Origin of the sequence: Bacillus cereus group sp. BfR-BA-01316, from assembly GCF_022664195.1 — a bacterium.
GTDB lineage: Bacteria > Bacillota > Bacilli > Bacillales > Bacillaceae_G > Bacillus_A.
On the sequence record NZ_JAKUGX010000055.1, the window covers coordinates 1 to 12,080 of the forward strand.

Here is a 12,080-nt window from a genome sequence, read left to right on the forward strand (position 1 = left end):
GCTTTTTTGTCATTTTGAACATTCTCCGATCCCAATTTTCCTCTTATTATACAAGAAATACCCTATAGAATAGACTTTTTTTAAGTGTCTATTCTATAGGGTACATTTTAATGAGAAGGGATATTCCTTTTCATACTTCTATACTTTTTTATGAAACGTATTTTTACTGAGCTGCTGCCATTGGCATGCGTACGACTTCAACATCATAGTAAGTGATTTTATTGTCGAGAATATACTCTGGTAGCCCGCCTTGATGTGAGTGAGCATCTTTAAATGCTGAGCTCTTCGTCCAACCTTGAAAATCTTCTTTTGAATTCCAGCGAGTGCTAATTGTTACTTCATCGTAATCAACTGTATTTTGTGTTAAAAGAACTTCTAATCCTAAAAAACCAGGCATTGTTTCAACTTTTCCAACTTTATTAAAACGCTCGATTAATTTATGACCATTACCCTTTGTAATTTTAGCTATATTTGCAACAATAATCATGTTTATTCCTCCTATAAAGTTATCTTTAATTTCATGAATTCATATACATTAATGATAATGAAAATCATTATCATTGTCAATAGTAATAATGAAATATATAAGTTTTTTTCGGTTATGTGAGAGAATGAGCTAGTTGTACGAGCAAAGCAATAATATGGTATAGTGAAACGAGGCTTTTTTCAGCCTCGTTTTTTACATTGCTTCCTACTAATTAGAAAGCATTCAAATGGAAAGGAAGACATTACATGCGATCTGAAGTAACTATAAAAATAAAACCGAAGTTTATAAAAGAAATTAAAAGTGGATATCCACTTATTTTAAAAGATGCTATTCAAAATTTAAATGATGTACGTGAAGAAGGAACAATCATCAACGTAGTAGATGAGAAGAACCAATTCATCGGAAAAGGCTATTATGGAAAACAAAATAAAGGGTATGGTTGGATTTTAACGAGAAAAGAGAAGGAGCAAGTGAATCAATCTTTCTTTGAAAGTAAAATCAAATCTGCTTTACATAAACGAAAACATTTTTATAAATCAAATGATACAACAGCATTTCGTGCCCTGAATGGTGAGGGTGATGGCCTTGGTGGGTTAATTATCGATTATTATGACGGTTATTACGTAATAAGTTGGTATAGTGAAGGTATTTATACTTTCCGCGATGAAATCGTAGCAGCATTTCAAAAGGTAGCAAACTTTAAAGGCATCTATGAGAAAAAGCGTTTTGATACGAAAGGAAAGTACATTGAAGGTGATGATTTCGTAGCAGGAGAGCGCGGTGAGTTCCCACTTATCGTAAAAGAGAACGGTGTAAACTTTGCTGTATATTTAAATGACGGGGCGATGGTTGGTGTGTTTTTAGATCAGCGTAACGTTCGAAAACAAATTCGTGATAAATATGCAAAAGGAAGAACAGTTTTAAATATGTTCTCTTATACAGGAGCGTTCTCTGTATTTGCAGCACTTGGTGGCGCAAGTAAAACAACAAGTGTTGACCTTGCAAATCGTAGTTTAAGTAAAACGATTGAGCAGTTCAGTGTAAATGAAATTGATTATGAAGCACAAGATATTATTGTAGAAGATGTATTTCTATATTTCAAATATGCAGTTAAGAAAAAGATGAAGTTTGATATGGTGGTACTTGATCCTCCAAGTTTTGCACGCTCAAAAAAATATACGTTCAGTGCGGCGAAAGATTATAAAAACTTATTAAAAGAAACAATTGCCATTACAGAAAATAACGGTATTATCGTTGCTTCTACAAATTGTAGCGCATTCGATATGAAAAAGTTTAATGGCTTTATCGATACAGCATTTAAAGAAATGAACGGTAAATATAAAATATTAGAAGAGCATTCTTTACCGGAAGATTTCCGTACAATTGATCAGTTTAAAGAAGGGGACTATTTAAAAGTAGTTTTCATCGAGAAAATTAAAGCCTAATAAAGAAAAAAGGAGCTCAAGTTTAAATGAGCTCCTTTTCTTATTGAATGATATTTTGGACTCTGCCAACTTGCCCGTCCTGCAATCGTACTTTAATGCCGTGCGGATGAGAGGGTGAATTAGTTAAAATATCTTTTACAATTCCTCTTGTTAGCTTGCCTGTACGTTGATCTTGTTTTAATACAATATCAACTTCAAGACCTGATGAAATGTTAGATCGTTTTTGCCCGTTCATTTATACACCTGTACGTCTACGTTGGTTGTTTGTTTTCTTCGTTTGTTGGTTTTGTAATTTTTTCGTTGCTTGACTTTGATTTCCATTATTTGAGCCGTTTCCATTTCCTTGCTTTTTCTTTGCAAGTTGTTCGCGCATTAAATCAGCTAAGCTTACTTTTTTATTTTCTGACATGATAAGTCTCCTTTATATAAAGTTAATTATGAACAATAGTAGTGAATTTCATCATATCATTGTTAGGGAAGGAAGGGAAGTTGGTTTAAAAATTCATATAATTCTTTCCAGCATTCATTCGTTACGATACAATTAAAATGTTAATGTTTGTAAAAAAAGGGGATAGAAATATGTCATATCATATTTTATTAGTTGAAGATGATATCTCAATTCAAGAGATGGTTGAAACATATTTAGTAAAAGAAAGTTTTCAAGTTACAATCGCATCTGATGGAGAAGAAGGAGTTAACGCATTTTTAAAAGGTTCATTTGATTTGATTATCCTCGATATTATGATGCCAAAGTTAGATGGCTTAGAGGTTGTGCGAATCATTCGAGAAAAAAGTGCTGTTCCGATTTTAATGATGTCAGCAAAAGATACGGATGTTGATAAAGCGATTGGCTTAGGGCTTGGAGCAGATGATTACATTTGTAAACCGTTTTCTATGATTGAATTAGCAGCACGTGTCAAAGCTGTTATTCGAAGGTCAACAAAGTACTCAGCGGTGGAATCGAAAGATGAGGCCGTTCAGATTGGTGATTTAACAATTGATCCAATTAATTTTACTGTGGAAAAAAAGGGAAGACAGCTTAAACTTACTTTAAAAGAATTTGAGATTTTAAAACTATTCATGAAGAATCAAAATCGTGTTTTTACGAAAGCACAAATATATACGCTCGTTTGGAATGAAGAATATTATGGTGACGATAATGTTATTAACGTTCATATGAGAAGGTTACGCGAGAAGATTGAAATTGACCCATCTAACCCAGAATACATAAAAACGCTATGGGGGATTGGGTATAAATTGGAAGTGATGTAGTATGGTTATATTTTTAACAGTGGTAATCTTTATATTGCTTATCGTCATTTACGTGCAATATAAAATTCGAAAAAATAATAGTAGCAATTTACGATACACGTATGAAAAATTAGAGGGAATTGTAAAAGAACAAACTGGTGAGAAGCTATTAATTATGACGGATGATAAAGAATTACAAAAACTATTAGTCGTAATTAATCATCTATTAGATGCAAAACAGAAAACGAATGCAGATCATGCAAAAGTGGAAATTTCAACGAGAAAAATGCTTTCAAATATTTCACATGATTTAAAAACACCACTAACAGTTATTCTTGGATATACAGAAATGTTAAATAAGGATAAAACGATAAGTAAAGAAGAACAGCAAATATTACTTGAAAAGGTGCATGTGAAAACACTAGAAGTGATGGAACTGATTCATAAGTTTTTTGATTTAGCAAAATTAGAATCTGGTGATAAGGCAATCGAGATAACAAAAGTAAATATGAATGAAGTTTGTCGCGAGAAGATTTTATCTTTTTATGATTTAGTGACGACGAAAGGTTTTCATGTTCATATCGATATACCAGAAAGAAATATATATGCACTTGGAAATACAGAAGTATTAGGCAGAGTGTTAAATAATTTAATATCAAATGCGATTACATATGGAGACGATGGAAAGACACTCGGTATGACTTTAAGAGATGATGAAACGAGTGTGTATATAGACGTATGGGATAAAGGAAAAGGAATTGATGAATCTCATATTGATAAAGTGTTTGAGCGTATGTACACACTTGAAGATTCAAGAAATAGATTGTACCAAGGTAGCGGTCTAGGGTTAACGATTACGAAAAGGCTTGTGGAGGCGATGGATGGAGAAATTCATCTTTCTAGTAAGCAGTATGAAAAAACAATTTTTACAGTTGTATTAACAAAGATGCAGTTTTAGCTTGTAGAGAAGTAGATTCTACAAGCTTTTTTGAACGTAAGGAATTTGTAAGGAACGGGTAAGAAAAAAGAGATTTCCATTGTCTATTATAGAAATATAGAGCAGTGCGAAAGGGGAAAGTGACATGACATATATATTAAAAACGAACCAGTTAACGAAAGTGTTTAAAGGGAAAGAAGTTATTTCTAGTGTTAATATGCATGTGAAAAAAGGAGAGATTTATGGCTTTTTAGGACCGAACGGCGCGGGTAAAACAACGATTATGAAAATGATTACAAATTTAATAAAACCGACGAGCGGTGATATTGAAATTTTCGGTGAGAAGTTAACAGACACATCTTATGAAGTATTAAAAAGAATGGGGACAATTATTGAATATCCAATCTTTTATGATAAATTAACGGCGAAGGAAAATCTGGATTTACATTGTGAATATATGGGGTATTACGATAAGAACGCAATTGATCATGCTTTAAATTTAGTGAAACTGAGTGGCATAGACAATAAAAAAGTAAAAGATTTTTCATTAGGGATGAAACAAAGACTCGGTATTGCAAGGGCGATCATGACAAAACCAGAGCTACTTATTTTAGATGAACCGATTAACGGCTTAGATCCAATAGGTATTAAAGAATTAAGAGATTTATTCAAAATGCTTTGCAAAGAATATGGCATTACGTTATTAGTTTCTAGTCATATTTTAGGCGAGATGGAACAAATGGCAGATACAATCGGTGTTATTCAAAATGGAAAACTAATAAAAGAAGTTTCAATGAAGAGTATTAATGGAAAGCAAACTGAGTACATTGAAATTACTGTTCCTGATGTGAAGCGTGCAGCTTATATTTTAGAAGATAAACTCGGTATAAAAAATTACAAAATAATGAGTGGAAACACGATTCGTGTTTATGAAGTGGCGGCGACGCAGCAGGCAATTTCAAAAGCACTTATTATGAACGATGTAGAAATTGAAAGTATTAATAAGAAACATAGTTCGTTAGAAGAATATTTCTTAAACGTAATGGATGGAGAAGGCATTCACGCTTAATGTAACTTCAGCGAGGGGGATATGATCATGAATGCATTAATACTAAATCTTATAGCAGGATTTATCGTAATACTCATAAGTGGAATCTTATATTATAAAAAGCCAGAACGAAAGTGGATTTTAACTTTACTAGTGATAGGGATATTAAGCGTAGTTACTGCTGGAATTAGAATGTTAGTAGCGTAGAGACAGTTATATAAGGAATGGAGGCGTGGTTTGTATGCCTAGATTAATGAAGCTCGAATGGAAGAAACATCAATTATCTAGTTACTTTAAAGGTGTAGCAATTTGTATTATAGCAATTTTTGCTGCGGTGAGCCTTATGGCATCGGGAATGAAAGGCGAAGGAGACGTGGCAATCACTGACTTCACAAAATATATGATTTTAGCAAATCTTGTTATTAGGATAACATTCATTATTTTTAGTTCGGTCATTTTATCACGTTTAGTAATTGATGAGTACAAGAATAAAACAATGCAATTATTGTTTATGTACCCACTGCAAAGAAAAGTGGTAATGGGAGCGAAATTAGCAATTGTTTTTAGTTTTTGCTTTGTGAGCACGATTATCGCTACTTTCATTATTAGTTTGCTTATATTCTGTATGAATCCAATGATGGGCCTACTTGAAACACCTGTTACGATGGGCGAAATAATAGCTACTGTTCCGGCTACTTTTATAAATGCATTTATGATATCTGGAATAAGTTTAATTCCTTTATTTTTTGGGATGAGAAAGAAATCGGCACCGACAACGATTACTTCTGCAGTAATAATCGCGATGATAATTAACGGTAACTTTGGTACTGGAAACGGTCAAGTAAGTATATTTGACTTTATAGCTATACCAATTGCCCTCTGTTTATTAGGAATTTTTATTAGTTATCTTTCGTATCGTAAAATCGACAAGATTGATGTGGCGTGAAGCAAGATTAAAACAACAACGAACTGGGGTATGAATGGTGAAAAAAATAATAGTAATTGCAATTTTGTTTATTACAATTGCTAGTGTGGTTTTTGGTTTTAAGACATTTCAGGGAAAAGATTTTAAGAAAGAAAATTCTTTTGAGATAAATAATATAAAAGAAATAGAAGTGGACAGTGAAAACTGGGATATTGAATTTAAAAGTACAGACTCTAATAAAATAGTAATTTCTGCTCAAGGTGAACGAGTAGATAAAGAGATAGATCCCGTCAAAAAGGAAGGAGGACTATCATGCTACGTCTTATGAAGCTAGAAATGAAAAAATTTAAGCTTGGATGGTATGTGAAGGGAGCAATTATTGCAAATATCGCCATACTGGCACTACTAATCTTTGTTAGTATCGTTTCTCAAATAGAAGGAGATCCAGAAATAAGGGATCCGCAGGCGATTTTGTTAATGGCTAGTGCATTAGTAAGAGCAACATTTATTATTTTTGGTGGTGTATTAATCGCAAAGTTAATAATTGATGAATATAAAAATAAAACAATACTACTCATGTTTTCTTATCCGATTAACCGAAAGAAAATGATGATTAGTAAGTTGGCTATTACAGCAATAGTAACATTTATAACAGTTATTTTATCTAATGTTTTAGTAGTAGGACTTTTCTTTGGAATAGATAGTTACTTTTCAATTCTTCCTAATTCATTCACAGTAGATCAATTGATTCAAGAAGGGGTAAACCTTGTCCCTTTAGCAATTACAACGGCGGGAATAAGTTTAATCCCTCTATATTTTGGAATGCGTAAACATTCGGTGCCAACTACAATCGTTTCATCTATTATCGTTGTACTAATCGCAATTAATAACCAGCCAGTATTTTCTATAGCGACTTTTCTCCCTCTACAATTCACATTTGCAGCAATTGGTATTGCGATTGCTTATTATGGAATTAAAAATATTGAGAGGGAAGATGTAACAACATGACAAAAATAAGTAAAAAAGAGTTGGCGTTACACCAACTCTTTTTTGTATATGTATGCTTAGTTACTACTCTGTAAATTTGTAGTGTTTACTTAAATACTCTTGAACTCCTGGAGAAATGTTAAAGTTATTAGGACTTTTATATTCGATAGTAAACTCTCCGTCTGTATTTGTTTCAAAGGAGATTGCATAGCTATTCATTTTAGCATCGTAAGAAGTATTTTTGACTTCCGCATCAAGATTAAAGTATTTTGTAATATAATTTTTTGATTCGGCAATTGCTGTTTGTTTTCCCCAAGGGGTACCATAACATGTGAAATAAATAGATACCCCGATAACTCCAATGATAGAAGTTAGTAGAAGAGTTCCCATTGTTATTTTTTTATTTTTAATATTCAATTTAGTTCCTCCTTTCCAATAATATGAATTTATCCCGCATTAACGGGCAGTAAGACTCCCACCTCAAAATTCGGCGACTGCGAGGGAGTTAGGTGGGAGATCAACTGCCCGTAAAAGCCCGATTGGTGAAGGCTAATAATCAGTGGGGGATGGACAAAACCCCAACTGATTAAAGTTTCACTTTATTTTAACGTATCTTTTCCATAAAACAACCATTTAGCAAAAAATAGTTTCACATGAAACAAGTTACAGAAAAAGACAAGGTGATAGGACACCTTGTCTTTTTCTGTCATTACATTTTAGGAGCTTCCATTCCAGCTGCAGCCCATTCTTCTTTGGAAGGACCGTATACGCCAGGGACTTTTAATCCAGCTTGACGCATTAAAACAGTCATCTGCCCGCGGTGGTGATTTTGATGATTAATGAGTGTCATTAAAAATATAGAATTCGGCATAGGGCGACCAAAGAAGTCATTAATAGTAGCTAAGTCTTTATCAGTCCATTCGCTTTGAAGTGCTTCAACAAAAGCTGTATTCACTTTGCGATACCGATCTGCAATTGTTTTTGCTGAAGTTGGGACAGGATAATCTTTCGTTTCTCCTTCAAACTTAAGTCCTGTGCCAGATAGCATAATAGGAATTGCAGTAACGATATGCCAAGCAACTCTTCCTAATGTCCAGTGTTCAGGTGCAATTTCTTGTGACAAAGATTCATCTGTTAATGCATCGAGCATTTTCTGAGTGGATTCAGCCTCGTATTCCCATGATTGTAAAAAGCCTTCAATTGTTTGGTACATAGTTATCCCCCCTATTTATGTTCATGGGTTAAATTCGTGAAAAATAGTTAGTTTCCTGTTGATCTATGAAAATGAATGATAAAAAAGAAGGCTTCCCATACAAGAAGCCTTCCTTTTAATTAACCTTCTTCCCGCTCTTCCTCATCAACCATAAGAAATACGGAGCTCCAAGTACAGCAACAACAAGCCCGGAAGGAATTTCTTTCGGATATGCAATTGTTCGTCCGAGTAAGTCAGCAATGGAAAGAAGTATTGCTCCAAACAGTGCTGAACAGACGAATAGTCTTTGATGATTCATGCCAACAACGATTCGCGCTAAGTGTGGTGCAACAAGGCCTAAAAAGGCGATAGTACCGACAGCAGCGATATTGACTGATGCAAGTAGTGTCGCTAATACAATTAGAGCAAGACGCGTTTTATTTACTGGTTGCCCGAGTCCGGTTGCTAAATCATCGCCAAGCACAAGGACGTCGAGTTGTTTCATTAAGAAAAATATAATCGGTACGAGAATGAGTGATGGGTATAGAATAATATTTTCTAAGTGATTCCATCCTCTTGCATACGTACTGCCTGACAACCATGTTAAAGCAGCAGCAACGTTCAAATTTGCTTTAACGATAAAGATTTGAATAATTGCTGAGCCAAGTGCTGAAATCCCAATCCCTATTAAAGCAAGAGCTGTTGGACTAAATCCTGATTTCCATGAGAAGAAAAGGACAATTCCAACTGCAAGTAGTCCACCAATAAATGCACCAATTGGTAGGTAGAAACCAGGAAGTGCAGGGAAGACATACATAATGGTTAAAGCACCTACACCTGCTCCAGACGAAATTCCGATAATAGATGGATCAGCCAGTGGATTTCGTAATATGCCTTGGAAAACAAGTCCGCTTATCGCAAGACATGCTCCAGCAATAGAGGCAACGAGCATTCTTGGTAAACGAAGATTCATCATCATATTTTTATCAAATTGTGTTAATTGTCCTGTTATGGCATTGGTTATACTTTCGATATAAGAGTTGCTACCGATTGCAACGCCAAGAGAAATCGTCACAATACAAAGTACGATAGATATAATGATTACCTTTTTATAAGAGTAATAGCGAGAACTAGCTCCAGCTGCATTAGCTCCATTATCATTCATATATTGTTTCGATTTCATCATGCGATACACTAAATAAATAAGCCAAGGTGATCCAATCATTGCTGTAACTGCCCCGACAGGTAATTCTGCGCCAGTTGGATCTATTAATCTACCGACAACATCTGCTCCTAGTAATAATATTGCTCCCCATAAGAATGAGGAGAGAAGGAGAGTAAAGTGTTGACGATAACCAATAAGCCGCATTAAGTGTGGTGCAACTAAGCCGACAAACCCAATCGGTCCAACAACAGTTACAATTACTGCTGTTAAAAAGATTGCAGCGATGAATGCAATAAACCGTGTTACTGCGGTTTTCTCTCCAAGTGAAACAGCTACATCATCACCGAGTAAGAGGATATTAAGCTTACGTGACATGAATAGTAAAACTAGGAAAGAAAAAATAATGAATGGAAATGCGAATTGAACACCGTTCCAGTTATTTTGAATAAGAGACCCAGCCCCCCATAAAAATAAACCAGCTGTTTCATTTTCATAGAAAAGTTGCATCGTTCCAGTAAAAGCTGAAAGCATTAATGTAACGACCATACCAGCTAAAGCCATACGAAGTGGAGTGCCTTTTTTTCCGCCAGAAATACGGTATACAAATAAAGCTGTAATTGCGCCACCGATAAATGTGAAAAGAAGTGAATTAATTTGTAAACCTTTCGGTAAAAAAATAGTAGCTGTTACTAAAAAGAAATATGCTCCAGAGTGAATTCCCATTGTACTTGCTTCAGCAAGAGGGTTTTTCGTTAAAGTTTGTAAAATTACTCCGGATGCAGCAAGAGCTCCCCCAGCTAAAATGGCGATTACAGCTCTAGGCAATCGAAGCATGATTAAAGTTTGATGCTCTAGAGATTGGTTCGGTGAGATAAGAGCGTCGATAATCATACTATAGGAAATGTTTGCTTGTCCTTGTCCGATATGAATAAAGAAAAGGAGGAGCAAGAGAGCTGCTCCTCCTCCGAATACAAGACTTGCTCGAAGTGTATGTTGTAAGCTATTCATCGTTTCATCACTTCTTCGCTGTCATTACATCTGCTACTTGTTTCGCTAAAGATTTTGCCGATTCAGGACCACCGAAAATCCAAGTGTCGCCTTTTAATTTATACATTTTGTTTTCTTTTTTGAACTTTAACTCTTCCCAAGCAGGGTTACCTTTTAGTTGAGTATCAAAAACGTTATCTTCATCAGCTACAATGTAAATGAAATTTGAATCTTGTACACTTTGTAATGATTCTACAGTTGTTTGTTTGAGACCGTCTGGCTCGGATTTTCCTGCTTCAAAAGTATTTGTTAAACCTAATTTTTTTGTAACTTGTAAAGCTGTAGAATTGTCAGTTAGAATACGGAATGTTGGCACATTTTTAGCTGTAAATGCTTGTGCCATTGCGATGTTTTTATCTTTTAAGCCTGCTTTTTCAATTTTTGCTTTTGCATCAGCAAATGTTTTATCCATATCAGCTAATACTTTTTTACCTTCTTCTTCTTTTCCAACAGCTTTTGCAATTTGTTTAAATGTTTCTGTCATTTCTGCAAAGTGATCGTTATTGCTTGTTGATGGATCAAACATAACTGTTGGTGCAATTTGTTCTAATTCATTTTTAATTGCTTTACCACGGAATGACGCAGTGATAATTAAATCTGGTTTTAGGCGGCTAATTTCTTCTAAATTCGGTTGTTGACGTGTTCCTACATCTACAACATCTTTACTCGGTTTTGTTTCTGTATTTACCCATTTATTATAATTCTTAATGTCTGCCATCCCTACTGGCTGAACACCAAGTGCTAATAAGTCTTCTGAATATACCCACTCAAGTACAACAACTTTTTTCGCTGGTTTATCTAACTTTGTTTCCCCTTCAGCATGTTTAATTGTTATAGCTTGATTTTTATTGTCCGCTTTTGTTTCTTTTTTCTCCTCTTTCTGTTGTCCACATCCGACAACGAATAGAAGAATTACCATGAAAATACTAAAAATTTTCTTCATCTTCTGCCCCCAAACAAATTATTTTATTTGCAACGAACGATATTGAAAATCGTTATCAATTACAACACCGAAATCATACTATGAGGATATTTTAAGTGTCAATATATTTTTAAAATTTAGACGGGTAATAATGTTTTATATGGATTTATATAGATTTATATATATCTTATTGAAATGCATGTACGCATTAAGATTGAAGAAGAGGAAATTCGTTTAATGAGGAAGGCGAAAGTACAAGCGAAAGGAGAGCGTATTGCATGTAATACTTATTAGAATGTAAGGAAAAAAACTTTGTTTATAAAAGGTTTATTCCAGAGCGGATAGTTGATAAGGAAAATAAAAACTAATTTTTTATTAGAAAGATATTTTTTAATTCGTTGGCTGTACTTAAAAGATTGAACACGAAGGAGGGGTCAACATGTCTTTATGGAGTAATAATACAAATGGATATTGTGGGTGTAATAATCAAAATGGTGTACATGTTGATTCATGCTGTTTTAGTTGCGATGGGACAGTTCCTAAGCTCGGTCCAACAGGTCCAACAGGTCCAACGGGAGCAACGGGAGCAACAGGTCCAACAGGTCCAACGGGAGCAACGGGAGCAACAGGTCCAACAGGTCCAACGGGAGCAACGGGAGCAACAGGTCCAACAG

At 34.6% G+C, this 12,080-nt stretch carries 14 protein-coding genes and 2 pseudogenes; 9 read left to right on the forward strand and 7 right to left on the reverse strand.

Annotation, left to right across the window (positions count from 1 at the left end):
• Positions 1–163 precede the first annotated feature (163 nt).
• Positions 164–487: a heme oxygenase gene (isdG, locus tag MR071_RS24370; RefSeq protein WP_242238183.1), complete on the reverse strand. Its 324-nt coding sequence runs from the start codon at positions 485–487 to the stop codon at positions 164–166.
• A 245-nt stretch (positions 488–732) separates the two neighbouring features.
• Between isdG and MR071_RS24375 the strand changes: the two genes are divergently transcribed.
• Positions 733–1,932 carry a class I SAM-dependent rRNA methyltransferase gene (locus MR071_RS24375; protein WP_105584321.1) on the forward strand — a complete coding sequence of 400 codons (1,200 nt, stop codon included), beginning with the start codon at positions 733–735 and terminating at the stop codon, positions 1,930–1,932.
• A gap of 40 nt (positions 1,933–1,972) precedes the next feature.
• On the opposite strand, the gene MR071_RS24380 is transcribed toward MR071_RS24375, so the two are convergent.
• On the reverse strand, positions 1,973–2,167 hold the full coding sequence (locus MR071_RS24380) for a YwbE family protein (RefSeq protein WP_001014315.1): 195 nt from the start codon (positions 2,165–2,167) through the stop codon (positions 1,973–1,975).
• Positions 2,168–2,341 carry a hypothetical protein gene (locus MR071_RS24385; protein WP_105584322.1) on the reverse strand — a complete coding sequence of 58 codons (174 nt, stop codon included), beginning with the start codon at positions 2,339–2,341 and terminating at the stop codon, positions 2,168–2,170. It abuts the gene before it with no gap.
• A gap of 170 nt (positions 2,342–2,511) precedes the next feature.
• On the opposite strand from MR071_RS24385, the gene MR071_RS24390 reads away from it, so the two are divergent.
• The 7 genes and pseudogenes from MR071_RS24390 to MR071_RS24420 all read left to right on the forward strand — a co-directional run bounded on the left by MR071_RS24390 (position 2,512) and on the right by MR071_RS24420 (position 7,101).
• Entirely contained in the window at positions 2,512–3,204 is a 693-nt protein-coding gene (locus MR071_RS24390; protein ID WP_105584323.1) for a response regulator transcription factor, read from the forward strand.
• Position 3,205: 1 nt separating this feature from the next.
• On the forward strand, positions 3,206–4,141 hold the full coding sequence (locus MR071_RS24395; protein WP_105584324.1) for a HAMP domain-containing histidine kinase: 936 nt from the start codon (positions 3,206–3,208) through the stop codon (positions 4,139–4,141).
• Positions 4,142–4,265: 124 nt separating this feature from the next.
• On the forward strand, positions 4,266–5,189 hold the full coding sequence (locus MR071_RS24400; RefSeq protein WP_242238184.1) for an ABC transporter ATP-binding protein: 924 nt from the start codon (positions 4,266–4,268) through the stop codon (positions 5,187–5,189).
• A 27-nt stretch (positions 5,190–5,216) separates the two neighbouring features.
• Complete coding sequence (locus MR071_RS24405) at positions 5,217–5,375, forward strand: hypothetical protein (RefSeq protein ID WP_181149444.1); 159 nt, start codon at positions 5,217–5,219, stop codon at positions 5,373–5,375.
• 34 nt (positions 5,376–5,409) lie between these two features.
• Positions 5,410–6,114 carry an ABC transporter permease gene (locus MR071_RS24410; protein WP_242238185.1) on the forward strand — a complete coding sequence of 235 codons (705 nt, stop codon included), beginning with the start codon at positions 5,410–5,412 and terminating at the stop codon, positions 6,112–6,114.
• A 34-nt stretch (positions 6,115–6,148) separates the two neighbouring features.
• Positions 6,149–6,394 (forward strand): annotated as a pseudogene (locus MR071_RS24415) (hypothetical protein); the annotation flags it as partial.
• A gap of 11 nt (positions 6,395–6,405) precedes the next feature.
• Complete coding sequence (locus MR071_RS24420; RefSeq protein ID WP_242238186.1) at positions 6,406–7,101, forward strand: ABC transporter permease; 696 nt, start codon at positions 6,406–6,408, stop codon at positions 7,099–7,101.
• A gap of 63 nt (positions 7,102–7,164) precedes the next feature.
• Here MR071_RS24420 and MR071_RS24425 read toward each other — a convergent pair whose 3' ends face one another.
• From MR071_RS24425 to MR071_RS24440, 4 genes are all read right to left on the reverse strand, one after another.
• Positions 7,165–7,497, reverse strand: coding sequence for a YfjL-like protein (locus MR071_RS24425; RefSeq protein WP_105584328.1), 333 nt, complete (start codon positions 7,495–7,497; stop codon positions 7,165–7,167).
• Between the two features lie 292 nt (positions 7,498–7,789).
• Complete coding sequence (locus MR071_RS24430) at positions 7,790–8,293, reverse strand: DinB family protein (protein WP_105584329.1); 504 nt, start codon at positions 8,291–8,293, stop codon at positions 7,790–7,792.
• Between the two features lie 115 nt (positions 8,294–8,408).
• Entirely contained in the window at positions 8,409–10,445 is a 2,037-nt protein-coding gene (fhuB, locus tag MR071_RS24435; RefSeq protein ID WP_242238187.1) for a Fe(3+)-hydroxamate ABC transporter permease FhuB, read from the reverse strand.
• 7 nt (positions 10,446–10,452) lie between these two features.
• On the reverse strand, positions 10,453–11,427 hold the full coding sequence (locus tag MR071_RS24440; protein ID WP_105584331.1) for an ABC transporter substrate-binding protein: 975 nt from the start codon (positions 11,425–11,427) through the stop codon (positions 10,453–10,455).
• A 418-nt stretch (positions 11,428–11,845) separates the two neighbouring features.
• Here MR071_RS24440 and MR071_RS24445 point away from each other — a divergent pair.
• Positions 11,846–12,080: pseudogene (locus MR071_RS24445) on the forward strand (collagen-like protein); the annotation flags it as partial.